The organism is Pseudomonas sp. BNK-30 (assembly GCF_047456185.1).
GTDB classification, from domain to species: domain Bacteria; phylum Pseudomonadota; class Gammaproteobacteria; order Pseudomonadales; family Pseudomonadaceae; genus Aquipseudomonas; species Aquipseudomonas putida_E.
The window spans coordinates 1,286,066-1,312,454 of sequence record NZ_CP179904.1; the positions used below are offsets into that span (position 1 = coordinate 1,286,066).

21 protein-coding genes are annotated in these 26,389 nt (G+C 57.2%); 19 read left to right on the forward strand and 2 right to left on the reverse strand.

The features are described 5' to 3' along the window. Positions 1 to 12 precede the first annotated feature (12 nt). From tssK to arfB, 17 genes are all read left to right on the forward strand, one after another. Positions 13 to 1,368, forward strand: coding sequence for a type VI secretion system baseplate subunit TssK (gene tssK / locus ACMGGN_RS05925; RefSeq protein ID WP_414156518.1), 1,356 nt, complete (start codon positions 13 to 15; stop codon positions 1,366 to 1,368). Next, the gene (gene tssL, locus ACMGGN_RS05930; RefSeq protein ID WP_177433156.1) at positions 1,365 to 2,045 is read left to right on the forward strand and encodes a type VI secretion system protein TssL, short form; all 681 of its coding nucleotides are present in this window, start codon (positions 1,365 to 1,367) and stop codon (positions 2,043 to 2,045) included. Before tssK ends, tssL begins: the two co-directional genes overlap by 4 nt. After that, on the forward strand, positions 2,042 to 3,781 hold the full coding sequence (locus tag ACMGGN_RS05935; RefSeq protein WP_414156519.1) for an OmpA family protein: 1,740 nt from the start codon (positions 2,042 to 2,044) through the stop codon (positions 3,779 to 3,781). Before tssL ends, ACMGGN_RS05935 begins: the two co-directional genes overlap by 4 nt. Positions 3,782 to 3,797: 16 nt before the next feature. Further along, positions 3,798 to 4,301, forward strand: coding sequence for an Hcp family type VI secretion system effector (locus ACMGGN_RS05940; protein ID WP_012315100.1), 504 nt, complete (start codon positions 3,798 to 3,800; stop codon positions 4,299 to 4,301). A gap of 149 nt (positions 4,302 to 4,450) precedes the next feature. Continuing rightward, positions 4,451 to 7,105 (forward strand): type VI secretion system ATPase TssH, encoded by a 2,655-nt coding sequence (gene tssH, locus ACMGGN_RS05945; RefSeq protein ID WP_414156520.1) that lies wholly within the window; start codon positions 4,451 to 4,453, stop codon positions 7,103 to 7,105. A 17-nt stretch (positions 7,106 to 7,122) separates the two neighbouring features. Beyond that, entirely contained in the window at positions 7,123 to 9,645 is a 2,523-nt protein-coding gene (locus tag ACMGGN_RS05950) for a type VI secretion system Vgr family protein (protein WP_414156521.1), read from the forward strand. A 134-nt stretch (positions 9,646 to 9,779) separates the two neighbouring features. Then, positions 9,780 to 10,757, forward strand: a complete 978-nt coding sequence (locus ACMGGN_RS05955) for a hypothetical protein (RefSeq protein WP_414156522.1) — start codon at positions 9,780 to 9,782, stop codon at positions 10,755 to 10,757. Positions 10,758 to 11,454: 697 nt separating this feature from the next. Next, positions 11,455 to 12,681, forward strand: coding sequence for a hypothetical protein (locus tag ACMGGN_RS05960; protein ID WP_414156523.1), 1,227 nt, complete (start codon positions 11,455 to 11,457; stop codon positions 12,679 to 12,681). Between the two features lie 134 nt (positions 12,682 to 12,815). Further along, positions 12,816 to 16,022, forward strand: a complete 3,207-nt coding sequence (locus ACMGGN_RS05965) for an ImcF-related family protein (protein WP_414156524.1) — start codon at positions 12,816 to 12,818, stop codon at positions 16,020 to 16,022. Continuing rightward, entirely contained in the window at positions 16,019 to 17,605 is a 1,587-nt protein-coding gene (gene tssA / locus ACMGGN_RS05970; protein ID WP_174142224.1) for a type VI secretion system protein TssA, read from the forward strand. Before ACMGGN_RS05965 ends, tssA begins: the two co-directional genes overlap by 4 nt. A 23-nt stretch (positions 17,606 to 17,628) precedes the next feature. Continuing rightward, positions 17,629 to 19,398 (forward strand): type VI secretion system baseplate subunit TssF, encoded by a 1,770-nt coding sequence (tssF, locus tag ACMGGN_RS05975; RefSeq protein WP_414156525.1) that lies wholly within the window; start codon positions 17,629 to 17,631, stop codon positions 19,396 to 19,398. Then, positions 19,362 to 20,459 carry a type VI secretion system baseplate subunit TssG gene (tssG, locus tag ACMGGN_RS05980; RefSeq protein WP_196996620.1) on the forward strand — a complete coding sequence of 366 codons (1,098 nt, stop codon included), beginning with the start codon at positions 19,362 to 19,364 and terminating at the stop codon, positions 20,457 to 20,459. Before tssF ends, tssG begins: the two co-directional genes overlap by 37 nt. Beyond that, entirely contained in the window at positions 20,440 to 20,976 is a 537-nt protein-coding gene (gene tssJ / locus ACMGGN_RS05985) for a type VI secretion system lipoprotein TssJ (protein WP_115274376.1), read from the forward strand. Before tssG ends, tssJ begins: the two co-directional genes overlap by 20 nt. 4 nt (positions 20,977 to 20,980) lie before the next feature. Then, positions 20,981 to 21,427, forward strand: a complete 447-nt coding sequence (gene tssE / locus ACMGGN_RS05990) for a type VI secretion system baseplate subunit TssE (protein WP_115274377.1) — start codon at positions 20,981 to 20,983, stop codon at positions 21,425 to 21,427. A gap of 11 nt (positions 21,428 to 21,438) precedes the next feature. Then, on the forward strand, positions 21,439 to 22,605 hold the full coding sequence (locus ACMGGN_RS05995; RefSeq protein WP_115275510.1) for an OmpA family protein: 1,167 nt from the start codon (positions 21,439 to 21,441) through the stop codon (positions 22,603 to 22,605). Continuing rightward, positions 22,602 to 23,108 carry a hypothetical protein gene (locus tag ACMGGN_RS06000; protein ID WP_414156526.1) on the forward strand — a complete coding sequence of 169 codons (507 nt, stop codon included), beginning with the start codon at positions 22,602 to 22,604 and terminating at the stop codon, positions 23,106 to 23,108. Before ACMGGN_RS05995 ends, ACMGGN_RS06000 begins: the two co-directional genes overlap by 4 nt. 163 nt (positions 23,109 to 23,271) lie before the next feature. Beyond that, positions 23,272 to 23,685, forward strand: coding sequence for an alternative ribosome rescue aminoacyl-tRNA hydrolase ArfB (arfB, locus tag ACMGGN_RS06005; RefSeq protein ID WP_174142219.1), 414 nt, complete (start codon positions 23,272 to 23,274; stop codon positions 23,683 to 23,685). 17 nt (positions 23,686 to 23,702) lie between these two features. On the opposite strand, the gene ACMGGN_RS06010 is transcribed toward arfB, so the two are convergent. Next, the gene (locus ACMGGN_RS06010; RefSeq protein WP_119687431.1) at positions 23,703 to 24,923 is read right to left on the reverse strand and encodes an amidohydrolase family protein; all 1,221 of its coding nucleotides are present in this window, start codon (positions 24,921 to 24,923) and stop codon (positions 23,703 to 23,705) included. A gap of 318 nt (positions 24,924 to 25,241) precedes the next feature. After that, positions 25,242 to 25,427 (reverse strand): hypothetical protein, encoded by a 186-nt coding sequence (locus tag ACMGGN_RS06015; RefSeq protein ID WP_046785709.1) that lies wholly within the window; start codon positions 25,425 to 25,427, stop codon positions 25,242 to 25,244. A gap of 347 nt (positions 25,428 to 25,774) precedes the next feature. Here ACMGGN_RS06015 and ACMGGN_RS06020 point away from each other — a divergent pair, with 347 nt between their 5' ends. Continuing rightward, positions 25,775 to 25,993, forward strand: a complete 219-nt coding sequence (locus ACMGGN_RS06020; RefSeq protein ID WP_174142157.1) for a hypothetical protein — start codon at positions 25,775 to 25,777, stop codon at positions 25,991 to 25,993. 196 nt (positions 25,994 to 26,189) lie between these two features. Continuing rightward, positions 26,190 to 26,384: a hypothetical protein gene (locus tag ACMGGN_RS06025; RefSeq protein WP_115274380.1), complete on the forward strand. Its 195-nt coding sequence runs from the start codon at positions 26,190 to 26,192 to the stop codon at positions 26,382 to 26,384. Positions 26,385 to 26,389: the final 5 nt, after the last annotated feature.

Below are 26,389 nucleotides of genomic sequence, written 5' to 3' on the forward strand. Positions count from 1 at the left end.
GGAGTGTATGTCGTGAAAATCGACCGGCCTTTATGGGCGTCCGGAGTGGTGTTGTCTGCGCAGCAGTTTCAACAGCAGGCCCGCTTTGAATCGTGGACCAACCAGAGTATTGCCTCACTGGGCTTGGTCCACCCTTGGGGCATCCAAAATGTGGCGTTTGATGCAGATGCGCTGAGGTTGGGTAAGCTGAAGGCCACTCGGCTTCAGTTGTGCCTACCAGACGGTACTTTGATCGACACCGATCGGCTGGATCGACTACCCAGCGCCCTGGAACTCTCTCGGGTAGTGCCCGGAGATATCCAGACGGCAACGGTTGTGATCGCTTTGCCACTGGAACTGGCCAATGGTAACAACTGCCTGTTTGAGGGTGGCAGCGCTGAGCGGCCCGTCAGATATCACCAGGTATGGCGTGATACCAAGGATCTCTACACCAGTGAAATACAGTCAATCAGCGTGCTCGAACATGCGCTGAGCTTGCGTCTGGCTGATGACGATAATGCGGATTATCTGACCTGCCCGGTGGGGCGTTTGCTGCGTGATGGCAAGGATGGGTGGGCCATTGATGATACCTACATCCCGCCGTTGCTGAAGTTTGATGCTCATGCTGGGTTGTTGCTTCAACTCGACAACCTGCTCACCCAGCTGTCCGCCAAGCGTGAGCGTTTGATGGGAATGCGCCGGGAGAGCAACCAGCGAATGGCGGATTTCGCTGTTGCAGATGTCACGTTGTTCTGGTTGCTCAACGCACTGAACACTTATCAGCCGGTGTTGGCAGACATAAAAGCGCAGCCTGCTCGCCATCCGGAGCAGGTATATCAACAGTTGGTGAAGTTTGCAGGTGGCCTGCTGACCTTCTCGTTAGACCAGCACATAGAGGACATACCCGCCTACCAGCACGCGGACCTTGAGGCGGTTTTCCCGCCCTTGATGCGTACCCTATCCACATTGCTGGAGGCGAGCCTGCCGTCCCGCGTGCTGGCGCTGATCCTGGAGGCGCGTAGCGCAAACCGCTGGCAGGTTTCTCTGAGCGATCCACGTCTGCTTGAGCCTGAAGGAGCTGACTTCTATTTATCGGTCCGTTGCCGGCTGCCAGCCGTACAAGTTCAAAGCCAATTCCCACGGCTGTGCAAGATCGGTTCCCCCGATGATGTGGACCATCTCGTCAATGCGGCACTCGATGGCGTTCCACTGAAACCTTTGAGCCATGTGCCCGCCGCGATACCGCTGCGGCTAGAGAATCAGTACTTCGCGCTCGATCTCAGCCATGCAAAGGGCCGCGCCATGCTGGCTGATGGGGTCTGTGCCCTCTATGTCCCGAGTGTGTTTCAGGGTGTCCAGCTCGAATTGTTCGCGGTGCTTCGCTCATGAGTCGCACAGTGCAGAAGCACACCGCAGCCAAGGTGGACATCGACGCGTTGCTGCAGGACACCTATCTGTTGGTTGTCGAGTTGCGACACGGTACCGATGCGCACAGTAGTCCGCAGCTGTGGTCAAGGTGCGTGGCTGATGTCGAGCATGTACGAGCCATGCTTCAGCAGGAGGGTCTGGACCGCCGCAGCGTCGATCTGATCAGTCATGCGCAGTGTGCGCTTCTGGACGAAACAGTACTTGCCCGCGCCGAAGGCAGTGCCCATGAGGATTGGGCGATGGAGACCTTACAGGCAAGGTTTTTCAGCAGCCATCAGGCGGGGGAGTCGCTCTACGAAGATATGCGCTCTGCGCTGCAGGAAGCCTCTGTGTCCCCTTGCGTACTCACAGTATTTCATCGAGTCCTGATGCTTGGATTCCTGGGGCGCTACCGAGAGGCAAACCACCCGGAGCGGCAGCAGTTGTTGACTGCCATCTCCGCGCAAGTGCCGCCTCTGGATACAAGTCAGTCGCTGGTCGTTCAGTTAGGCAGTGGCCCACGGATGCCGATGTGGGGTTGGTTGCGATCTCCTCTGCTTCACATCGTGATGGCAGCTGCTCTGTTGGTAGGTGCTTGGTGGGCGCTTGATCACGCGTTAGGTGAGGCAGTGGCCTCGCTCTTGCCGGTGCAGAGATGAGCGCAATGGCGCAGGTACACAAACAGGGGCTTTGGCTATGGGCCGGTGCGCTGTCCTGGTTGTTGATTGCCACGTTGCCGCTGGCTGTAGAGGTTCAAGCCATCGCTACTCTGGTAGTCCCTGCCTTGCTGGTGTTGGGCTGGCGCCGGACTCAGCGTGCTGCCAAGAAACGTACACCGTTGCAGTGGGGCGGCGGTGTCCGCCTGCCTGCTGGCTCGTATCGTCATCCTGTCGTTCTAGCGGTCGGCGATTGCTTGGCTGAGCTGTTTGGGGCCTCGTCTGCTGAGCAGTTGGCGCCACGGGTAACAGTGGAGGGGTGTTATGTGCCAGTGCCCGATCTCTTGAAGTTGTCCGCAGCCGTGGCCGATCTGCTGCTGGAGCGGCCAGAGTGGGACGGGCAGCTCAGTGTCATGTGGCTCGTCAATCCCAGTGCCCATACTGACGGCGCAGTGCTTGCGAACCAGATACAAAGCTTGTGCCACCAGGTTGCGATATTGCGCAAGCGAGGTAGACCGCTGCCGCTGCTGATTGTGGGCTACTTCCCGAGCGCAGTTGGGGTGTCGCCCTGGTTCAGCTGGGAAACTGAAGCATCAAGTGTGCGAGCGCGTGAGGGGGGTGAGTGCCTGACGCTGGCCGAATGGGAGCGCAGGGGCACAGAACCTGAGAACCAGGCTGATCGATTACGAATCACGGTGCAGTTGAGCGCTGCCGTGGGCTGGTTGAATCAAGCGTGCTTGCCGGAAATTGGCAAACGTAATTCCCGCGAGGGGATCGTAACAGCGGTCGCCGTTGCGGTTGCATTTTGTCCCAAGTCTGAGGGCGCGCGTGATGGCAACCTCTGGCTCCGTTGGCTACAGGAGCGGACTGGCCTTTCCTTCGCAGGTAGTGGGCCTAAACATACAAACGCGTCTTTACCCTTTCCTGATGCACTGCTCCATGTGTTGCCTGGCAGTACTCCACACAGTCGGCGAAGCAGGGCTGTGGTGATTGGAGTCTGGTTGTTCGTACTGACGGCTTGCGTTGCGCTGATTAGTTCGGCGAGGCAGAACACGCTCTTGATCCGTCAGGTCACCGATGATTTGCGACGCTACAGCACGGCTTCGCTGAGCCCCGATTCGGACAAAGTATCGCAACGCCAGGAGGCACTGATGGTGCTTCGCCAGGAGGCGCAGCGACTGGACCGCTACTATCGCCAAGGGGAACCGTGGTCCTTGGGGATCGGGCTCTATCAGGGCGAAAGGCTGCGTCCTTCGTTGTTGGCCGCAATCAACGGCCATCACATCCCGACGATGCCTCAGGGAGTGGCTGACAAGCCACGCACGGTTCGCCTGGACAGCCTGTCGCTCTTCAACAGTGGTAGCGCGCAGTTGAAGCCAGGATCGACCAAGTTTTTGGTGAATGCACTTGCAGACATCAAGGCCCAGCCAGGCTGGTTGATCGTGATCACGGGCCATACGGACGCGACGGGTAATGACGAACAGAATTTGCGTTTGTCGCGAACACGCGCGGCGGCGGTTCATGACTGGATACAACACATGGGTGACATACCCAGCAACTGCTTCGCAGTTCAAGGCTTGGGTGCAAGCGAGCCCGTTGCAAGTAATGACACGGAACAAGGACGGGCGGCTAATCGCCGAGTTGAAATTCGCCTGGTGCCGGAGGCGGGGGCTTGTCAGCCCTCGGCTACGGCCTCAGGACTGCAACCTAAGTCGCACTCTGCGACTCCCAAAGCTTGAAATGAGGAGCTTCTAAATGGCTATTCCTGTTTATCTGTGGCTGAAAGACGATGGTGGAGCCGATATCAAAGGCTCGGTGGATGTAAAGGGTCGTGAGGGTAGTGTTGAAGTGGTCGGTCAAGATCATGATTTGTATATCCCTACCGATAACAATACCGGCAAATTAACGGGTACGCGTATCCATACGCCTTTTGTTTTTACCAAGGAGATAGACGCCTCCTCTCCTTATCTCTACAAGGCCGTGACGACTGGGCAGACGCTTAAAGAGGCGGAGTTTAAATGGTACAAGATTAATGATGCCGGGCAGGAGGTGGAGTATTTCAACACCAAACTGGAAAACGTCAAGGTCGTGAAAGTTGCGCCAAAGATGCACGATGTCAAAGATCCGGCGAAAGAAAAACACAATCACTTGGAACTAGTCGAGCTGCGCTACGAAAAAATTACTTGGGCATTCAAGGATGGCAACATCATCCATTCGGATTCCTGGAATGAGCGCCCTAGCGCCGCTGCCGCTGGATGAAACCGGACTGTCAACCGAGGTTGGTTGACAGCCTCCAGTGTCTTGGGTTGAGCGTCCGTGCGCGGGCGTTCAGCCAAATACACCTCAGCTATTCAGATGCGCTCGCACTTGTGGCGGCATGTTGATTATTGACGACAAGGATGCCCTGTATGGCACACGATCCTACCCGCCTGCTTCGCCGGCTAAACGCTTACTGTACCCAGGCACTCACGGCAGCGGCTTCACTTTGTCAGGCGCGCGGGCACAGTCATATCACTGTTGAACATTGGCTGTTGAAGTTGTTTGAGCAGGGCGAGGGCGATCTCGTGGTCCTCGCCCGCCGATACGAGTGGGATATGGATGCCATCTGGCAAGGGCTGCTTGACCACTTCCATACATTGCCGCGCAGCGTTCTCAGTAAACCTCAGTTGAGCGGTGAGGTGCAGCAGCTGATCACCAATGCCTGGTTGTTGGCATCGCTGGATCGTGACTGTGAGCAATTGCGATCCGTTCACTTGCTGGGGGCGTTATTTGAAACGCCTAACTTGCTCAAATGTTCCGCCGCCTGGTCTCTATTGAGCGTCGGTCCGACGCAGTTCAAGCAAATGGAAACGCTGCTTGAGTTTGACTCGCAAGAGCGTCAACCGGGGCAGACATCACTGTTCAAGCCAGAAGTGTCAGGAGAGGCTAAGGCGGCAGTCGTCTTGAAGGGGGACGAAGCATCAGTCGCTGTCCTCGATCAGTTTAGCCATGACGTAACTACCCAGGCAGCAGCGGGGCAAATCGACCCGGTGTTCGGCCGCGACGATGAGATCCGTCAAATGATCGATGTGCTGAGCCGTCGGCGCAAGAACAACCCTATCCTTGTTGGCGATCCAGGTGTTGGAAAAACCGCTCTGGTCGAGGGGCTTGCTTTACGCATCGCCAGCGGGGATGTCCCCGATAGCTTGAAACCGGTGTGTATCCGTACTCTGGACCTAGGGTTGCTCCAGGCGGGCGCAGGGGTCAAAGGCGAGTTCGAGCAACGGCTGAAGAACGTAATTGATGCCGTCCAGCGGTCAGAGACGCCGGTGCTGCTGTTCATCGATGAAGCGCACACCTTGATCGGTGCTGGCAATCAGGCAGGGGGCGCAGATGCGGCGAATCTGCTGAAACCGGCTCTGGCGCGTGGCGAGCTGCGCACCATCGCTGCCACCACTTGGAGTGAATACAAGCAGTACTTCGAGCGCGATGCGGCGTTAGAGCGTCGCTTCCAGATGATCAAGGTCGATGAGCCGGATGATGCCAATGCTTGTGTGATGCTGCGAGGGCTCAAAGCGCGTTATGCCAGCTACCACGGTGTGCATGTTCAAGATGCTGCGGTGCAGGCGGCGGTCAGCTTGTCTCGCCGTTTTTTGACCGGGCGCCGTTTACCGGACAAAGCTGTGGATCTGATTGATACCGCCTGCGCGCGTGTTCGCATGAGCTTGGACTGCGAACCTCAGGCCTTGGTCCAGCTGAAGTCGCAGAAAATGGCCTTCACGGCAGAGAGGGTGGCGCTGGAAGAGGACGCGCAGCTTACCGGTATTACGGATGAATCTCGCTTGGCGAAGATCACTACCCAGCTGGTGCAGCTGGAGAGTCAGCAAGCCGCGTTGGAGCTGCAGTACCAACAAGAACTCGACCTCACCCACCAGCTGCTCAATGCTCGCCAGGGCGAGCAGGTTGATACAACTGTCTGCGCTCAACTGCAAGAACACCTCAGCTACGTGCAGGGGAGTCGGCCACTGCTGTCCCTCGATGTGTGCGCACGCAGTGTGGCTGAGGTGATCGCAGACTGGACGGGCGTGCCTCTCGGTAGTCTGCTGAAAGACGAACACGCCAGCTTGTTGAACCTGGAAGATCAGTTGGCCGAGCGTGTTGTTGGTCAAGACCCGGCGCTGGTTGCACTTGCCCAACGGTTGCGCGCCGCCCGAACGGGCCTCACTGACGACAAGGCACCGATGGTTGTCTTCCTGCTGGTCGGTACCAGTGGCATCGGCAAGACGCAGACGGCGCATGCACTGGCCCACAGTCTGTTCGGTGGCGAGAAGTCCTTGATCACCCTCAACATGTCGGAGTATCAAGAGGCGCACACCGTCAGCCAACTCAAGGGTTCGCCGCCGGGTTATGTGGGTTACGGCCAGGGCGGCGTACTCACCGAAGCCGTCCGCCAGCGTCCCTATAGCGTGGTGTTGCTGGACGAAGTCGAAAAGGCCCACCGTGATGTACTCAACCTGTTCTATCAGGTGTTCGACCGCGGCTTCATGCGTGATGGAGAAGGAAGGGAGATCGATTTTCGCAACACGGTCATCCTCATGACTTCGAACCTGGGAAGCGACCTGCTGCAAGGTAGTATCGAGCGGCAGCCAGGCATTGAGGAAGCGGCACTGCATGAACTATTGCGTCCCGTGTTACGCGAGCACTTCCATGCTGCACTGTTGGCTCGCTTCCAGACATTGATCTTCCGCCCATTGGGGGCCGATACACTCAAGCGCATTGTCGCCATCAAACTCGATCAAGTGGCCAAGCGCTTGCTGCGTCATTACGGCCTGCAATGTGAGGTTGATGACTCGCTCTACGAAGCGCTGGTCGCCGCCTGCCTTTTGCCCGATACCGGCGCTCGCAATATCGATAGCTTGCTCAATCAACAGATCCTGCCGGTGCTCAGTCAGCAGTTACTCCAGCGCCAAGCGCTCGGACAGCCCACCCAAGCCGTGACGCTTGGATACTGCGAAGACGCCGGCATCAGCTTGAGCTTTGCAGATGAACACCACGCAGCCGTAGCGGCTGCCGAGGGGGTTTGATGATGTCGAAGCCAATAATGGGTTTCACCCATAACCACTACCAGCTTGAAGTCGACCAGCTTGCTGTTGAGCTTGATGTACTGTCGTTCAAAGGTGAAGAGTGGCTGAGCAAACCGTTCAAGTACACCGTGGCATTCACTTCCCCGGAGCAGGATATCGAGGCTGCGCAGATCCTCGGGAAGGATGCCAGCTTTTATCTGGGCAAGTCTCAACCCACCGTCCAGCTCTCAATGATCAACGCTGCTTCACGTACGCTGCATGGCGTGATCACCGGTTTCAAGCGTGTCTCCGGTTCCCGGGATGAAGCCCGCTACCAAGTCACACTCGAAGCGCACCTGGCATTGCTCGGGCGTGGCAAGCAGTACCGGATCTACCAGCATCAGTCGGTGCCGGAAATCGTTGAAAGTGTCCTCCGTAGTCGCCACCAGTTCGAAGGGCAGCACTTCTTGTTTGACCTGGCGCGCGAGTATCCCAAGCGTGAACAGGTCATGCAGTACGGTGAGAGCGATCTGGCCTTCATCAGCCGTCTGCTGGCGGAAGTCGGCATCTGGTATCGCTTTACCCACGATGATCGCCTTTCCATCGATGTGGTCGAGTTTCACGACCATCAACGCCATTTCCAGTTTGGACTCACGCTACCACATCGCCCGCTGTCGGGTTTGACCAGCAATGGGCAGGAGGGCGTATGGGCGCTCCAAGTTGAGCATCAGGTGGTGGAGCAGCACATCAATGTGCGGGCTTATCACCACCGGGACGCGGCCGCTTTCCTGGATGGTGAGGTTGATCACAGCCGGGGGGCCACCACTACTTACGGCGAAGGCTATCACTACGGTGAACCCTATGCCGCGCTGGGTGACGCCATTGACCAAGATGAGGACCTGCTCAGCGAAAGTGGCTACTTCTATGCGCGCCTGAATCATGAACGCTTTCTCAACGACCAGACGCGTTGCAATGGCGTCAGCAGCAGCGTAACGCTTGCCCCAGGGCAAGTGCTGACGGTCTCTGACGGGGCACCACAGGTGTTCGAGCCTGGGGTGGTCATTACACATTTGACCGTCGAGGCAGCACGCGACCGGAGCTTGGAGGCCAGGTTCGACGCGATTCCCTATTCGGAGTCGATAGGCTTTCGGCCTAAATTGCTGGGCAAGCCACAGATCGCCGGTACGGTGCCGGCGCGAGTTACCAGTACTCAAAAGAACGATTCCTACGGCCATATCGATATGGAGGGACGTTACCGGGTCAATTTCCTGTTTGACCGGGACACCTGGCGTGCAGGCGAGGAGAGTGTCTGGCTACGACTGGCACGGCCTTACGCGGGTGACACCCATGGCCTGCACTTGCCGTTGATCTGCGGTACCGAAGTGGCGGTGGCGTTTGAGCAAGGCGATCCGGACCGCCCCTACATCGCTTATGCCTTGCACGACAGTGAACATCCTGACCACGTGACGCTGCGCAACTACAAACGCAATGTGCTGCGGACCCCGGCCAACAACAAGTTGCGCATGGACGATACGCGCGGCCAAGAGCACATCAAGCTCAGTACCGAGCATAGTGGCAAGAGCCAGCTCAATCTGGGGCACGTGGTCGACGCTGAGCGTAACCCACGAGGTGGGGGGGCAGAGCTGCGCACCGATGGGCATGTCGCCATGCGCGGTGGAAGCGGCATTTTCATCAGCGCCGATGCACAGCCTGGGGCCAAGGGAAACATGCTCGAAATGGCCGCGGCCCTAGAGCGACTGGACCAGGCCAAAGAGCAGTTGGAAGGGCTGTCGGTAGATGCGCAGGCGTGTAAGGCGGAGCCTGCGGATGTCCAAGCCCAGTTGGACCTGCTTAAGCAAGATCTGGAAAAGCTGAAATCCTCGGTGCTGTTGCTCAGTGCGCCTCAAGGGATCTCGATTACCAGTGGTGGTCATCTTCAGCTGGCGGCGCAAAAGAACCTGATGCTCAACGCCGGCGGCGAGGCCGATATGAGCGTGGTCAAACGCTTGTTTGTTGGAATAGGACAGGGACTCAGTCTGTTCGTGCGCAAATTGGGCATCAAGCTCATTGCCAACCAAGGGCCAGTCAGTATCCAGGCGCAGAACGATACCTTGTCGCTAATTGCACGGCATGGTCTGGACATTTCTAGTACTGAAGATGAAGTCCGGATCACTGCGAAAAAGAAGATTACGCTCAATGCCGGTGGGAGTTACATAGCGATAGAGGCGTGCAGTATTGAATCCGGCACTGAGGGGGACTATATCATTAAGTCCGCCTGTTTTGAGCATATGGATGCAATTTCTAAAGGTGTAGATTCCTTAAGGTTACCTGCGTCAGTAGGGGCTCTACAAGAGTTTGACGAGCAGTTCCAGATTTTTGAAGAGGATGGCCAGTCCGCAATGATTGGTGTTCCGTATAAGGTCACCAGTGAATCTGGAAAGGTTTGGCTGGGAAGAACTGACAGCCAGGGCCGTACCGAGCGTGTAAAAACTCTCAAGGCAGAAAAGTTGTCGTTGGTTTTTGGTCGTGAGCTCGAACAGCGGTCGGAAGCTGGCGAGTAGTGTTATTGGATGAATGAATAAGGCCTCTGCTGAGCGATGGGTGCGAGTCTGGATAAATGGTTTTTTAGTGAAGTGTCGGGTATGGGTTGAGTTGGTTTTTAATTGAGTCTGGCAGCATTATCTAGGGTGGTGGTATGCAAGAAATCAAGGGGGCGGTGAGCAGCAATTCAGGTGCGGAAAGCCTTGTGAAAGTTATCTCGACGGCGAATGGGCTCTCATGGGTTAGTCCAGGTGAGAATGACGGTTTTTATATTTCAGACCAAGCAGAGTTTCCAGAGATTACATTTGAGGTGAGAGTGCAAGGTGCCTTGCCTTTGAGCTGGTCGTGGGAAGTGGAATGGGATGCAAAAGTTAGTGGGCTAAAAGAACGGGCAAGGAAAGCCAGTTCCTTGCAGGAATTTAAGAAGTCAGGATCGTTCACTAGCAATAGTCAAATTTGGATTGCAGAGTTGGATGGAGAGGTTTTAGGAGGGAGGTTGACGGTTACGGTGGTCTCTGGTGGGAACAGTATTAAACGATCTGTGATAATCAAGGGGAAGAACCCGTCCAAGGAAGCAGTTGCTGCGTACGTGGGCGATTTCGATGACATGGATGGGTTTGAGAAGCTGTTGGAACAGGAAACGGGAAGTAAGCACTTCATTAATCTTGATGGGGAGCCAATTGTCGCCTTTGATAAAGGTTATGGTATTACACAGATGACGAATCCAGCGCCTACTTATGAGCAGGCTTGGAGTTGGAAGGAAAACATTTTAGGCGGGTCGGGCATATACAAAGATAAGGTCTTTGCGGCAAAAAAATATCTAGGTCAGCAGGGGCGGGCTTACACGGATGATCAGTTGCAGCATGAGGTGTTTAGTCGTTGGAATGGTGGGTCCTATCATCAGTGGGATAGTGTTGCAGAGGTCTGGGTCAGAAAGAAAAGTATTCTCTGTGATTCAAATGCGGGAAATATTGGTTGGTCTATGGATAAAGAAAAGAATAAGGGAAAAACTGAGAGTGAGCTTCGGGAAAGGGATAAAGATAAGTACCGGGACGGTGGGAAAGGCCAAACCAAGGATCATCCCTGGCAGTACAGTGGGGTGTGTTATGCGGATCACGTTCTTGATAAATAAGCGATGGCTAAGTTTGATTGGTTTTTTTCTCAATACCTTTTGGGTTGCCGGAGTGTACGCCAGCGAGGTCCGTTGGATTGATGCCAAGGATGGGCAGGTGATGGTGAGAGCCAAAAATGGAAGCGAATATGTCCTAAGCGTTCCCATAGGAGTAAAAGGGGTCTATTTTGATGGGAATCTGCATCGTGTAAGTGACAAAGAGTACCTGTCTATATTCCAAGTGAGTGCCTCGAACCCAGTACGGCCCGATGGGTTCTGTGGTTCTGGAGATGAGGTCTGGCTTCAGTTATATGAATCTTCGTCTAAGGTGAGTAGTCGTATATTAGTAAGCAGCTGCCTGCACTCGGTCTCGCTAGCGAGCCAAAACTCAGGTCAGGAACGGCAGGATAATGATTATTCATCAGTGAAATGGGATGAGTATGGTTTTTCAATTGAGTGGTTCGGCCGGGTCGACAGCTTCGGTCGAGTCATTTCGCTTACTCGTTATAGATTGTGCAGCGACTCCTTCTGCGCCTCGGACTTTTTACAGGGTGAGCCTGGAAATTGATGAGCTCAAGTACGCTGTATGGGGAATATTTCGTGATTGGGATTGTCAGGGTTGGAGACAAAAATACGGCGGGTGGCGTGACACCTGAACAACGCAGGGATGAGACCTACGCACAATCGCCTCCACAGCGGTGCCCATCGAAGGCCGAATATGGCAGTTAAAAATCAGAAAGTTTATGAAGAGGCGCGACGGCCGAGCCCCCCAAGATGGTCGATTTGGCTTGGAATGTTGCTGCTGTTTATGCTCTTGGGGTTGATGGGTGGAATATTGTTTGTCGGTCAAGCGCCACCTGTAGATGCAGGAGGGATTTGGCAGGTAGCCCTAGGTACCCCTGTTCTGGTTTGGGTGATGGCAATTTCCACTAGGGTGATTATTTATGCGAGTTACGTTCGGGTTGCTGATGGGTGGGATGAGGCTAGGACGAAGGACTTGGAACAAAAATATAAAGTTGGTCGGCGTTCATTACAGGTGTGGGGCACAAGCGCCTATACGGCTTTAAGACGTCAAGGTGTAAGTGCGGAAGGCCAAGTCAGTAAACTTCTGGCGGGCGTTAGAGCTATTAAAAGCCAGCCATTTAGGATTGGAGGGAATGTAATACGCCATAGCTGCATAGACGGGGATGGTAATGCCGATCCAGAGCAAATATTGCTGCAGGCGTTCGAGCAAGTGTTGACTGATCTTGCACAGGTCTTAGAGGGGTTGGCTGATGACATCCCTCTGAAGGTGCTCGTAGAGGGTGACAGTCAAATAACAGAGGCAACTTTACACCGTATATGGCGGAGCGTATGGTGCAAGTCAGGGGTTCGTCAGTCTACGGAAATTATCAGCGATGCCGGATTAGTGGCCGTGAATCAATGGCTTGATCGAGGGGTCGAGGATAACTCGCTGCTCTTGATTGTTGCATTTCAATTTGCTCCGGAACAACCGAGAGATACAGCTGAAGTAGTGGTGGGCCTGCTATTAGGTGGCTGCAGTCCGGTACCGTCATTACATCCAATAGCTTGTCTGCATCGACCGGAATTTTTGCGTGCCCCTGATTCGGATGTCGATTTATCTGTGCAGCAGGCGCTGGAGTGGGTGCCTATAAATGCGTGCTCGATTGAGCATGTTTGGCGATCGGGAGTTGACCGATATCACGATAGCCTGGTGACAATGGCGTTAACAAGCTTGAGCGGGGCTGGAGCCGAAAAAAAGAAATTTCACGATTTAGATTCATTGCTTGGGTCAGCAGGTAAAGCAGCCCCTTGGTTGGCGATTTCGCTCGCATCGGAGAGTATTAAATTGAGTGCGGGAGCGCAATTTGTTATTACTGGTGGCTCTGATGATTCGCTCTTTTGCCACTGCGCAGTGACACCAGCTTCGCCAAATTCGGTCTAAGTCTTTAGATGCTCGCAATAGCAATGTGGGTGCTTGGGGTAATTCCTTTCATTGCTGTCGTTACGATCTTTGCGTTGGTGGTGTTCTGAGGTTGTCTTGGAGGGGTAGACTTGTTATCTGATAGAGTGGTTGAGTTGACGTGGTTGTTCTTTTTGACTGCTGCTGTGGTGGTATTGTCTGGAGGAGTTCTCCTGGTATTAGGGCGTCGCGTTGGTGGGTCAACTTATCGCCGTCACTCTTCTGTAGATCAACCCCAGGCAGACAGTAGGTCAGAAGTGAAGCGTACGTCGCATGGCATGTCGATAGACAATATCAGCCTAATACGAGAGTGCCTCCGTCATAAATATGGTTGGTCATGGTGTTTCAAGGTGCGTCTGTTCTTGGTGGTTGGCGAAACTCCTCCCGTCAGTTCTGTTGCGCCAAGGTTGATCGATGAGCATTGGTTGGAAGGGCGGGCAGTTATACTTCTGTACGGTGGCAGTCTTATTTCCAGTCTGAACACCGTCCTGCTCGACGAATGGCAACGGCAGTTTCGCTGGCGCGGTATTGATGGTGTCGTTTGGGCGCTGAGCGACCGCATGGTCGACGACGCTGCCTACATGAGTGCGAGCATTCATCATCTGCAGGATATGAGCTGTCATCTAGGCAGGCAATTGCCTGTGCATGTGTGGCAAATCTGTGAAAGCCAATGGGACCAGTCGGGGCGCGACATCGAGGCGGTTGGCTGTTTGCTTCCCACTCGGCGGGCCGCAGTTCATTGGGAAGAGCATTTGGGCGCCCTGCAGCACTCGCTACGCGAACAAGGTTTGGCGCAGATGCAGAACCACATGGCCCACGATTTCTTACTTCGGCTTGCTCGCGACTTGCAAATTGACGGTGCTGCACAATGGTATCGCCTGATTGAGTCCCTCTCAGGAAGGGGCACACGTGGCATCCAGATCCGTGGCGTGTGGTTCAGTTTGCCAGTTCAGAGACCAGAACCGGAGTCGGCAATTGAACATCACTGGCCAGAAGACCCTGCATGGTCAGGGATCCTCAGCGATCGCTCTGCCCGAGCCCGACGACTGGGTTGGCACCCAGGCAGAGTCGCCTACGTTTCTGCGCTGGGCCTAGCTTCCATCTGGGGCATCGGCTTGCTGTTGTCGTTTGCCAGCAACCGTGCCGAGGTCGGTCAGATAGCGGTGGCGTACAGGGCGCTTCAGCAACCTGTAACAGGCACCGACACTCAACAGGCACTGGGCGAGCTTGTACGCGAACTCTCCCGCCTGGACTATCGATCAGAACACGGCGCACCGTGGTACCAGCGTTTTGGCCTGAACCGGTCCCACGACCTGCGCGAAGCGGTGTGGCCGCTCTATACGCAAGCCAATAACCAACTGCTCCGTGACCCCGCCGTCTCTGAACTGGAAAAACGGCTCAAGGCGTTGGTCAACTTACCTCCGGCGAGTCCCCAGCGCGCCAAGCGGGCCCAGCTGACGTACAACTACCTCAAAGCCTATCTGATGCTGGCGCGCCCGGAAAAAGCCGATGCGGCTTTCTTGGCCGAGACCTTGGGCGCTGCCGAACCGGCACTGTGGAGGTTCTACGGCCAGCATCTGCCCGATCACCCGGATTGGGCGATCAAGGCCGACCCCAGGTTGATCGCCCAAACGCGTCACGTGCTGCTGCGCGAACTGGGCCAGCGAAACGCCGAAAGCAGCCTGTATCAGCAGGTCCTCGACACCGCGGCGAACCACTACCCGGCGTTGGGCTTGCAGCAGATGGTCGGCGACACCGATGCAACCGCCTTGTTCGCCAGTGCTGAACAGGTCCCCGGTGTGTTCACCCGCCAAGCGTGGGAAGGGCGGGTACGTGCAGCCATTGAAGAGGCGGCGCAGGCGCGCCGCGAAGAGATCGACTGGGTGCTCAGCGACAACCCCAACGACATTGCCAAGGAGCTGAGCCCCGACGAACTCAGCGAGCGGTTGACCACGCGCTACTTCCAGGATTACAGCAGTGCCTGGCTGGGCTTCCTCAACAGCCTGCGCTGGCAGCAGAGCCATGGCCTGAGCGATGTGATTGCACAGTTGACGCTGATGAGCGATGTGCGTCAGTCGCCATTTATCGCCCTGATGAACACGTTGAGTTACCAGGGCCAGGCAGGCGTTCGTGGCCAGGCCTTGGCCGATTCCCTGATTGAATCCGCACAGAAGTTGGTGGGGCAAAAAGCAGCGCCGATAGTCGATCAACTTCCCCAAACACCAAACGGCCCGCTCGACAGCACCTTTGGCCCCTTGATGGCGTTGCTGGGAAAGGAGGCGGAAGGGCGATCGGGCGATGACCGTTTGAGCCTGCAAACCTTCCTCACGCGGGTCACCGGCGTGCGCTTGAAGCTGCAGCAGGTGGTCAATGCGCCCGATCCTGAAGCAATGATCCAGGCCTTGGCGCAGACGGTATTCCAAGGTAAAAGCGTGGACCTGACCGATACCCAGGCCTATGGCAACCTGATCGCCGCCAGCCTGGGCGCCGACTGGGGCGCGGCTGCCAATACGCTCTTCGTGCAGCCGCTGGATCAGGCCTGGCAACAGATTCTGCAGCCGTCGTCGGCAGGCCTCAACAGGGCGTGGCAGCGCTCGATCGTCGACGAGTGGCAGGGTGCTTTCAGCGGCCGGTATCCCTTCGCGGCCACCAGCAGTGGCGCCTCGTTGCCCATGCTGGGGCAGATGATCCGCGCCGACTCCGGGCGGATCGAACAGTTTCTGGCCCAGCAGCTCACGGGGCTTCTACGAAAAGAAGGTAGCCGCTGGGTGGCAGACCCGCGGCAAAGCCAGGGGCTGCGTTTCAACCCGGACTTTCTGACAGCGATCAATCAGCTCAGTCGTCTGGCCGATGTGCTGTACACCGATGGCGGTATGGGCTTGAGCTTCGAGCTGCAAGGCAAACCTGTGCGTGATGTGGTGCAGACCACGTTCGTGCTCAATGGTGAAAAGCACCATTACTTCAACCAGCGAGAAAGCTGGCAACGCTTTCGCTGGCCCGGGCAGGGTGACCATCCCGGCATCAGCCTGACGTGGAGCAGTGTCTACACCGGCGAACGTCTCTTTGCGGACTACCAGGGCACCTGGGGACTGATTCGTCTGCTGGAGCAGGCCAATGTCACGGCGTTGGACGACGGCGATAGCCGCTTCCGGGTCGTGTTGGATGCGCCAGATGGTTTGCGCCTCACTTGGCACTTGCGCACCGAGTTGCGGGAAGGCCCGCTTGCGCTGCTCAAATTGCGAGGGTTCAGCTTGCCGCGAGAGATCTTTCTGGTCGATGGCCGTGACACACCGCAGTACGCGCAGAATGGGGGCATCGAATGAGTCTGAAAAGCCTGATCGAAAGCTGTTTACCCGGTTGCGAGCCACTGGCCGTGGCGCGCGAGCACAGCGAGTGCTGGAAAACCTGGTTGACCCCCATCCGTGATGACGCGCCCGTAGGCGAGGATCCGGTTTATGACGACGACTTCCAGCATATGCGCGAGGAGGTCAACAAGCTTTCCGGGGCGGATGTGGAGCTGGTGGCGCAGCTGGGGCAGAAGCTGCTCCAGCACTCGTGTAAAGACCTTCGCGTTGCCACTTACTACCTCTGGGCACGCTTGCACCGGGACGGAGAGGCAGGCTTGGCGGATGGCTTGAACTTGTTGGCAGCGTTAATGGAACGTTATGCCGACGGCATCCTGCCTGTGCGTGGCAACAGCCGCAAGATGGCCTTGGAGTGGCTTGCCGGCAGCAGGGTCCTGGCAAGCTTGTCGCTGTACCCACAGGTGGTCAAGGCTGAAACCGAGCGAACGGTGGCTGCTTTGGTATGGTTGGAGCACTGCTTCAGCCATTGGCCTGAAGACCAACTGCCAGGACTGGACGCGTTGTACGGTGCCCTCACTGCCCGACTCGCTGTGTCGGGAGGTGTTGATGCAATCGTCCCTCAGACTGGCAGTGATTCACCCGTAGACAGTAGGGCGGCAGGCCCGAGCCCAACACCCATAAAGTCGGGCCGAGATCTGCTGGACAGTGGTAGAGGGCTAGCCAGCTATCTACGTGATCAACCAGAAGGGTGGTTGGCGGCGCATCGGCTGATGAAGAGTTTGCGTTGGGACACCGTGCATCAACTGCCGCCGCAAACTGCGCAGGGGGTTACCCGTCTGGCACCGCCTCGCGGCGAGTATCGCGCTCAGCTCAAGCGCTTGCACTTGCAGCAAAGCTGGAACGAGCTGATTGATCAGGTCGAGCAAATGTATGCCGAAGGCGTCAACCACTTCTGGTTGGATTTGCAATGGTATCTCCATCAGGCCCTGAGCAAATCAGCTGAACCCTCCAAGAGCTGGGCGGATGTGGTCAAACACGATCTGGGCATGCTGCTGCAACGCCTGCCGGGCGTGGAGTTACTGTGTTGGAGCGATGGCTCGCCATTCGCCGATGAAGCCACGCGTGAGTGGATCAACCAGCAGGTCAGCGGTAATCGCCCAGAACAATGGCTGCCCACAGCGGCCCCCGCATCGTCGGCGGCTGCATGCGAAATATTCGCCTTGGAGCCCGAGGCACTGGCGCAAGCGGATGCTGATGGCGTGGAGCACGCGCTGGCGTGGCTGGCGAGCCGTCCAGACGTGCAGACCGGGCGGCAACGTTGGTTACTGCGTTTGCTGATGGCGCGAGTGGCCGAACAGTGCGGCAAGGCCGAGCTGGCCATTCATTTGTTCACTGAGCTGGACGCTGCCGCGCAACGCCACACATTTGCCGACTGGGAGCCCGACCTGCTCTTCGAGGTCAAGGCGCGTTTACTCAAGCTGCTGCGTTTGAAAAACCAGCGCAACGATGCTGACCGGCCTGCGTTGGCGCGGCAAATGGAACACCAGTTGGCAGCACTCGTATCCATTGACCCGGTACGCGCTGCAATCCTGTGCAGTTAATTCACTTTGATCAGGAATCTGTTTTGACTACGGACAACCTAACCCTGCGTTACTTCGACGCTGAAATGCGCTACTTGCGGGAAGCAGGTAAGGAGTTTGCCCAAGCTTTCCCGGATCGGGCGGCGCAGCTCAACCTGGATAAACCCGGCGCTGAAGATCCCTATGTGGAGCGCTTGTTCGAAGGCTTTGCGTTCTTGATGGGGCGTCTGCGTGAGAAATTGGACGATGACCTGCCTGAGCTGACGGAGGGGCTGGTCAGCCTGCTGTGGCCGCATTACCTGCGTACCATCCCATCGCTGGCCATCGTCGAGCTTATGCCAGATGTCAATCAGATGAAGGGCAGCGAGGCGGTCGCAAGAGGCTTTCAGGTGCTGTCACTGCCGGTGGGGCAGCACCGTACCCGCTGCCGCTACTCCACCACGCAGGATTTGACGCTACGGCCGCTCAATCTGGAAACCGTGCGACTTGACCATGAGCCCGATGGACGTGCAGTTCTACGCCTACGCTTCGCGCGTGGAGCACTGGCCGACTGGGATCAACTCGATCTTGCGTACATTCCCTTGTATCTGAATGGCGACGCGGCGCTTGCCAGTGTACTGCACCAGGCGCTGACATTGAACGTGCAGGCGCTGCATGTGCGCTTGCCAGGCGAGGCGCAGCGCAAGGCATTTGCGGGGCAATTCAAGCCAAAGGGGTTTGCGGACGATGATCGCCTTTGGCCTAAAGGCGATAGCGCATTCAGCGGTTATCAGTTGTTGCTGGAGTACTTTACGTTCCGCGAGAAGTTCATGTTCGTGACGCTCTGCGGCCTGGAATCGCTCGTGCTGCCTGCGCACGCGCCGTGGTTCGAACTTGAAGTAGTACTCAGTGAGAACTGGTCGCATACGTTTACGCCGACGCAAGAGCACATTCGTTTGCACGCGGTCCCCGTGATCAACTTATTTGCACTAGAGGCTGATCCACTCATCTTGGACCCGTTGCAGAATGAATACTTGCTTCGCCCAATGCGCTTGCAGGACGGTCATACAGAGATCTACTCGGTAGACAAGGTTTCTGGAGCGAAAGACAGCGTTCGTCAGGATTACGTGCCGTTCAGCAGCTTTCGTCACAAAGGGGGGATGCTTCGCGATGAGGCCCCCGAGCGCTATTTTCATACCCGCCTGAGACGCGGCGCCAATGGTCTTCATGACACTTGGCTGATTCTTGGCGGGGAGGGCTTTGACAAAGATGTATTGCTCAATCGCAAAAGCCTGTCGTTGCGCCTGACCGGTACCAATGGCCAGCTGCCGCGAAAAGCATTGCGCAGTACGTTGCTCGACGCTGCGGCGCAGTCCACACAGGCAGGCTTGCGAGTGCGCAACCTGACCGCGCCGACCCTACCGTACTACCCGCCGAATCGCGACCGTTTTCACTGGCGGGTACTCAGTCACCTGGGGTCGAATTTTCTACCGATGCTCAACAGTGCAGAAGTACTGCGTGGCACGTTGGCCTTGTATGAGTGGACGGGTAGCGAAACCAACCGCCGCCGTCTGGAGGCCATTGTCGACGTCAAGCATCACCTGATCCAGCGCTTCGAGAAAGGCTTCTTGCTGCGAGGTGTGGATATCGAAGTGACGGTCGATAGCAATGGCTTTTCAGGCGAGGGGGATATCTGCCTGTTTGGTGAAATGCTCAGCCGGTTCTTCGCTCTGTATGCGGACATTCATTTGTGCACTCAACTGACGATGATTTTGCAGCCGACGGGGAGGTGCCTGCGATGGAGCGAACATCACAGTCAGCGTATTCCCGGTTGAAGGCCGAGGGCATTGTGCATGTGTTGGCTGAACAGGTGTCGACGGCTAACGTCTACCGCTTCTGCCAGGTGCTGGAGCAGGTGTTGGCTGAACAACCACCGTTGGGCAGCACTGCACATCCCGGCGATGACCTAATCAGGTTCCGGCCAGATCCTGGAATGGGATTTCCAGCAGGCGAGTTGAAGGCCATTGAAATCGACGAGTCTGCTCCACACCGACCGCTGACCGTGCGAACCCGGCTGCTGGGTTTGTATGGCGTCGACTCTCCTTTGCCCACGGCCTATCTGGACGATATCGCCCTGCGACGCGAAGGCCATGAGGCGGTGGAGCACTTCCTCGATATCTTCAACCATCGAATATTCACCCAGTTCTATCGGATCTGGCGCAAGTACTCCTACCCGGCAACGTTCGAACCGGGTGGGCGCGATGCCACTTCACAGTGTTTATTGGGCTTGATCGGGTTGGGCATTCCCGGTACGGCAGAGCGTATCGCCACACCGATGTCACGTTTTCTGGCCCTGCTTAGCGTCATGCGTCTTCCCACGCGCAACGTGGAGGGGATTGGTGCGTTGGTGAAGTTGCTGGCGCCACACACGGATACGCACGTGACCGGGCATTGGCCGCAGAGTGTTGTGCTTGAGCAGCCCGCCAGCCTTGCACCAGAGCGTCCGGTGACTTTGGGCCAGGGCATGCCGTTGGGCGCTGTCGGGCACGACGCGAACAGCCAGCTGCGCCTGCGGCTGTATACCGAGGACCAGGATGAAGCGCGTGAGTGGCTTCCTGGTGGCCGGCTGATTGCCGATCTGCGCGTGTTGCTTGAAGTGTATCTGGGGTGGCGTTGTACAGCGCTGCTGCAGCTCTCAATTCCACGTGAGATGGTGCCGGCTCCTGTACTAGGACGCACTCGGTCGATGCTTGGCATGACCGCTGTGTTGACGCGGGCAGAGGGCGTACTCGCATTGGCTCAAGACGACACGATCACGATTAACCTGGGCCGATATCAAGGTCTGCAGCCGAACCCTTGCAGGAAGGAGGTACAGCATGTGGCGTACCGTTTTTAAATGCTTCACGGCATCGACACTTGTTGCAGTACTGAGTGGGTGTGGCCTTGCACAAAAGGTTGCAGACGGTACGGCGTCTACTGCCCAAGCGATCTTCTACAAGCAAGTAAAGACGCTGCATCTGGATCTCAACGGCCGGTCAGCGATAAATACCGATGTCGAAGAGATGAGCGGATTGTCGGTGCCGGTGCTGGTGCGGGTCTACCAGTTGAAGGACAGCAAGGCGTTGGAGAACGCCACCTATGACGAACTGGTAAGTCAAGGTGAGCGAGTGCTTCGCGATGATCTGCTCGATGAGCGCGTGGTGGTGATAAAGCCCGGCGAGGCGGCGCAGCTGAGTACACCTCTACAAGGCGACGCTCGGTATGTTGCTGTGGTTGCGCTGTTCCGAAGTCCAGACGTTATCGAAAATACGTGGCGCGTTGTCTTGCAGCGGGACGAGCTCGAACCGGATCAGGCCAGAGTACTCGAACTGGGTGATAACCGATTGACGCTCCGACAGCGCGTGGAGGGCTGACTGCATGCCTGAAACCAGTCCTTCTCTTTACGAAATCCTGTTGCGGAACTTTTGCGGTGAGCTAGCGCTGGACCAGGTGAATGAAGATGACCAGCTGACCCTCTCGGTGCTGGACAACATTCAGCGCATTCTCAACAGCCGTGCAGGTTCACTCTCGCATCTGCCCGACTATGGCTTGCCGGACATGGGCACAGTGCTGCAAGGGCTACCGGCTTCAGCACATGGCTTGATGAACGACATCGCCCGCACGTTGCGCCGCTACGAGCCCCGGCTGGCGCAGGTGAGCGTTCAGCTGATACCTCAGTCTCGCCCTGGCCATCTTGACTATGCCCTTGACGTGGTCATCAAGGGCGGCGGCAGGGCGTCCTTTGGGACCACACTCGGCGCCGAAGGCAGGGTTGTGGTGCGTCACCTCAAGCAGGAAGGCTACCTTCCCGTGCAATGGAACTGACAGGGGGCCAGATGACGGCACTTTTTGGGATGCGTGTTCGCTTGGGTGGGGATCCAGGCAACTTCGATGAGTTCAAGGTGTTGCACGGTGAGCTGGCCAAGCTCACGCACCCCGCCTGTCCCGATGTGGACTGGGCAAAAGTTGAGGGGTTGTCTTTGCGACTCTTCGAGCTGAACGGGATTGAGCTGCAGACGGCGGTGGCGTTCGTACTGGCGCGTAGCTACCGCACGGGTGTGACGGGCTTGACCGAGGGTGTGGCGCTGCTCGCTACACTGAGCGATGAGTGGCCGCGCGTATGGCCAGTGCAGGCGTCAGCTCGCATCGATCTCATTGCATGGCTGTTTACTCAGTTGCATCCCTTGGTTCGCATGGTGGCGTGGGGCAGGTCGAGTTCGGCGGGGTTGAGCGAACTGATTGTCGAGTTGAACCGCCTGGAGCACCGCTTGGAACGCCTTGGCCATGCACCTTTGGTTGCGCTGCAGGTCTTCCGAAACCAACTGGCCAGCCTCCTGCAGCGTATGCCAGGAGGCCGGGTGGCGGCGATGCCGCTTCCTCTGCAATCCTGGGCGACGATTGCTGAGCCATCCATCACGCCTCAAATGGCTGCTGCCGTTTCTGCCCCTTCGACCTACACATTTGTAGTCGAGCCTCCGGCGCAGAAGCGTGTCGTGTTGCCGTGGTTGCTGCTGCTGATGGTCACTATTGCATGCTTGGGGTGGTTAGGTTGGCAAGAGTGGTCATCCAGGCAAGCCAAAGAACCCCCTACGTCCGATCCAATCCAACTCGACAGCTTGAACCTGTTCGATCCTGGCAGTGCCGAACTCAAGCCGGGTTCAACCAAGCTGCTGGTCAATGCACTGGTTGGAATCAAGGCCCAGCCTGGCTGGTTGATCGTTATCTCCGGGCATGCGGATGCGCGAGGCGATGCAGCCAAGAATCTCGATCTTTCTCGTGCCCGCGCCTCCGCTGTTCGCGACTGGATGCAGCGTATGGGCGATATCCCGGACAGTTGCTTTGCTGTCCAAGGTGTCGCGGCCAGTCAACCGGTCAGCAGCAACGACACCGTGAATGGTCGCGCAGAAAATCGTCGGGTGGACATTCGATTGGTACCTCAGGGAGATGCATGTGGCGAGCTGGAGGCCGTAGGGCGTTCGTTTCGGGGAAGAGAGGCTGCGTGATGGCGTACCTGCAAGGCGATGTAATGCTGAACTGCGCCAATGTGCGCATTGCTGACATCGCTGCCCCGAGTCTGCTGAACAAGAAGCGTAAGGCTAAGGGCAAGCCGCTGTTCTTCAACAACCACTTACTTAGGTTGAGGCGCCTCGAAGCGGTTCGCACGCTGCGGGAGATCTTCACGCTTCTCCTGAGGGCATCTGCGTCGCGGGGGGGGGGCAGCTGTACGTGGGTTGACAGACCGGCGGTAAAATCACGAAAAACTCCGGCGCACGCAAGCGTGCCCACACGCACAGCCACCATAAAACTGAGACTGTCTGTGGGATTTACCGTCCCAGCCTGTCAAAGCTGTATCGTTGATGAGCAACGACATGCCGAGACTGGAGCGCAGCTACAGTGGACGCGACGGAAAAAAGCGCAGTGCGAGTATGTTTGGGAAATGGGCTACAAGGACGAGGGAAAATCTGATTTCCTGGTGTTTCCAGCGCTCAAGATGTGGGTGTTTTGATCGGTCTATGTCAGCCTATGGCGGGCAGCAATCCAATGCTCTGTAATCAGTATGGGCCACATCGCCGGAAAGCCGGCACGGCCGACACCTATCCAGAAACCGGGGTTTTCTATGGGAGAACGGAGAACCCTGTGATAATGGGCGCAATTACAAGGGCCATGTCATGCTGACCATCTCCAATAACGTGCATCTACCGGATGCCGAAATCGAACTGACTTACATCCGCGCGCAGGGCGCGGGTGGGCAGAACGTCAACAAGGTGTCCAGCGCCGTGCACCTGCGCTTCGACATCCCGGCCTCATCGTTGCCCGAGTTCTACAAAGAGCGGCTGCTGGCGTTGCGCGACAGTCGCATCACCGGCGAGGGTGTTTTGATCATCAAGGGCCAGCAGTACCGCACCCAGGAGCAGAACCGTGCTGACGCACTGGCGCGTCTTGCCGAGTTGATCATCGCTGCCGGCAAGACCGAGAAGAAACGCCGTCCCACCAAGCCGACCCTCGGTTCGAAGACCCGCCGTCTGGAAGGCAAAGCCAGGCGGAGCAATGTCAAGGCGGGTCGGGGCAAGGTGGAGTTCTAGTCCTGGGATTACCTACATCACCTGCGGCGAAGTTCTGCAGCAAACTGCGACGCCTTGAGTTGCAACTGCGCAGGCCCGCCCCAGAACGCGCCGTGGCGCACGATCACCCGTTCATGCAGCGCTGCCGCCACCGCAGCGGCAGCATTCGGGGCTTTGAACAGCACAAAACTCGCTTCGTTGCCTACCTTCAGCCCATAGCCCTTTTTACCCATCACCCCGGCACTGGCTTCGGTCGCCATGTGCAGCGCTACCCGCAGTTCCTCGTCAGTGTTGAAGCCCGAGCGATAGCTGACCAACATGGCCCGTTGCAGCATGTCGCCATTGCCGTAGGGCCACCAGGCGTCCTGGATGTTGTCGTTGCCGGTGAACACTCGCACACCGCCTGCGCGCAGGCGCAGCACGGGCGGGAAAGCGTGCTCGCCCGGGGCGTTGGTCATGATCGACACGCCTGCACCGGCCAGCACTTCGGCGGTGCGGTCCACCACGCTGTCGACAACATCACCCAGGCCATAGGCATGGCTCACCACCACCAAACCTTGCATGCCCAGTGCCTGGGTACGCGCGGCGATGCGTTCGAGCTGGGCTATGCAGATGTCACCTGGCTCGTGCAGGTGGATATCTACCTTCACCCCGTGCCGGTCGGCGATGCCGAAAACAATGTCCAGCTGCGCTTCGGCGTCACCGTCCAGGGTGGTCGGGTCGATACCGCCCACCACCTGCACACCTTCGCGTACGGCAGCCTCCATTACTTCGGCAGTGCCGGGGCAGGTCACCACGCCGGCCTGGGGGAAAGCCACCAGCTCGATGTCGATCAGGTCTTTCCACTTCTCGCGGGCTTCGAGGATGGCGCGCAGATTGGCAAGGCCGGTGGTGGCGTCCACATCCACATGGCAGCGCATGGCCAGGGTGCCGAAGGCGGCGGCCTGACGAATCAGGGCATCGGCGCGTTCGACAATAGGCGGGGCGCTGGCGAGCTCGCGCTTTTCCACCGCCAGCCGTTCACGCAGGGAGGCCACGCTCTGGTGCGGGCGCCAACGGTCGCCGACGAAACTCTTGTCCAGGTGAATGTGGCCATCGACGAACCCAGGCAACGCCAGCAGCCCTTCAAGGTCGATGGTTTCGCGGGCCGGCTCACTGGCGCGCTGCGGGCCGATATGGGTGATGCGCCCGTTCTTTACGGCAATGTGCAGGGGCAGGCCATCGGCGTCGATGGCATTGATGAACTCGCGGTCATTCATGGTCGGGCCTTTTTCCCAGGCTTGAGTGATGACACACGGTAGGCAGGATCCGCACACGCCACAAATTAATTATCAGGATCGATTGCAGTGCATTTCTGGATGCAGGCAGCGCTAGGGGTAATGCCTGTCAGTTAGCGTTATCAGGGCTGCTACGCAGCCAATCGCCGGCAAGCCGGCCACACAGATACCATGCAGTTCTTGAGGTCTGCACTGTGCCTGTGGGAGCTGGCTTGCCGGCGATGGGCCGCAAAGCGGCCCCAAATCGATATTCAGCCCGCAGTGGTTGACGAGCGAACATCGGCACAGGGAAGGGCAGTGCTACTGCAGCGTCGGCGGCTTCATCTCCAGGGGCATCCCTGCCAGCGTAGCCTCCATCCCCGCAATTTTTCGCGTAAGCCGTTGCGCCTCCTCATCTTTGCCCTGTGCTTTCAGAAGATCCCGCTCTTTGCGTAATGCGAGCAGGCATTTTTGCAGACCCAGGCCAGAAGTATTGAACTGGTCCATGTTTCCCTCATGCTGAAGGCTTCCGTGCCGTTGTAGGAAAAATGGACCCTAGCAGTTCGATATTGCTGCGGAAACTGAGGTTTCATACAGCAGGTACTCGGCACCAAGATGCGGCCTACAGTAAGGGGGAAAACTTCCTACAAATTAATTTAGAGGCTGTTTCTATTCGTGTAGATCAGGCTTGCGTCTGATGCCCGTAATTGCTGAGCCTGTGATGACCTGACCGTTGAAAGAGGCATCATGCTGCTGGCAGGCTGGCCAGCTATGCACTGAAACTTAAAGTTGCAATTGTATGCCGGTGTCGACAAGTCAAACGCGCTCTTGTGACCTCCCACGACCACTGCCACATGGTGAGCACGCTTGGCTGGATGCGTGGCCGATCGCATCTGATACGCCTTTTTTCATCAAACCTGAATCTGTATCCGTATCAGCGCTGCGCCGATAATGCTTTTCATCCCTGCTATCACATTGAAGAGGTTCTGATGGGCAAGCTCGCGCTATTTCTGGGTGGTTTTCTTCTGCTCACCCTTTTGGTAGGCCTACTGGGCACCATCCCTCCAGGCTGACAAAACTCCCCCCTCCGGCCCGCCTCTTTTGCCAGGGGGCCAGCGTCGTGCCGTTGCGGCAGTGGTCCTTGGTATACCGTTAGACTGGCGGTAGCTGCAAGTCGTTCTCAAGTGAAAAGGCCTCGTGTACTCTCCCGCTCGCGTCATAATGAGTCGCGGCAGTGGGCCGGCCTTTTACCTTGGAGTCGATATATAGATGGAATGCAAGAAGGACCCTTCAGCGCTGCTGGAGTGGCGTAGCCGCTTCCTGACCGCAGGCATTCTCGAAGAAAATGAATACGACCAGGCGTTGCGCAGTGCCGATGCGCTTGAGCAATCAGGCGTGATCAGTGCGGTTGAGTGGATCGAGCTGGTCAAGGCGGCGAATGCAGCGCTACTGCGCGTGCGATAAGTCCT

Coding starts and splice junctions, on each gene's coding strand:
- tssL (WP_177433156.1), top strand. CDS start 1,365: ATGAGTCGCACAGTGCAGAAGCACACCGCAGCCAAGGTGGACATCGAC.
- ACMGGN_RS05935 (WP_414156519.1), top strand. CDS start 2,042: ATGAGCGCAATGGCGCAGGTACACAAACAGGGGCTTTGGCTATGGGCC.
- ACMGGN_RS05940 (WP_012315100.1), top strand. CDS start 3,798: ATGGCTATTCCTGTTTATCTGTGGCTGAAAGACGATGGTGGAGCCGAT.
- tssH (WP_414156520.1), top strand. CDS start 4,451: ATGGCACACGATCCTACCCGCCTGCTTCGCCGGCTAAACGCTTACTGT.
- ACMGGN_RS05950 (WP_414156521.1), top strand. CDS start 7,123: ATGGGTTTCACCCATAACCACTACCAGCTTGAAGTCGACCAGCTTGCT.
- ACMGGN_RS05955 (WP_414156522.1), top strand. CDS start 9,780: ATGCAAGAAATCAAGGGGGCGGTGAGCAGCAATTCAGGTGCGGAAAGC.
- ACMGGN_RS05960 (WP_414156523.1), top strand. CDS start 11,455: ATGGCAGTTAAAAATCAGAAAGTTTATGAAGAGGCGCGACGGCCGAGC.
- tssA (WP_174142224.1), top strand. CDS start 16,019: ATGAGTCTGAAAAGCCTGATCGAAAGCTGTTTACCCGGTTGCGAGCCA.
- tssG (WP_196996620.1), top strand. CDS start 19,362: ATGGAGCGAACATCACAGTCAGCGTATTCCCGGTTGAAGGCCGAGGGC.
- tssJ (WP_115274376.1), top strand. CDS start 20,440: ATGTGGCGTACCGTTTTTAAATGCTTCACGGCATCGACACTTGTTGCA.
- tssE (WP_115274377.1), top strand. CDS start 20,981: ATGCCTGAAACCAGTCCTTCTCTTTACGAAATCCTGTTGCGGAACTTT.
- ACMGGN_RS05995 (WP_115275510.1), top strand. CDS start 21,439: ATGACGGCACTTTTTGGGATGCGTGTTCGCTTGGGTGGGGATCCAGGC.
- arfB (WP_174142219.1), top strand. CDS start 23,272: ATGCTGACCATCTCCAATAACGTGCATCTACCGGATGCCGAAATCGAA.
- ACMGGN_RS06010 (WP_119687431.1), bottom strand. CDS start 24,923: ATGAATGACCGCGAGTTCATCAATGCCATCGACGCCGATGGCCTGCCC.
- ACMGGN_RS06015 (WP_046785709.1), bottom strand. CDS start 25,427: ATGGACCAGTTCAATACTTCTGGCCTGGGTCTGCAAAAATGCCTGCTC.
- ACMGGN_RS06020 (WP_174142157.1), top strand. CDS start 25,775: ATGGTGAGCACGCTTGGCTGGATGCGTGGCCGATCGCATCTGATACGC.
- ACMGGN_RS06025 (WP_115274380.1), top strand. CDS start 26,190: ATGGAATGCAAGAAGGACCCTTCAGCGCTGCTGGAGTGGCGTAGCCGC.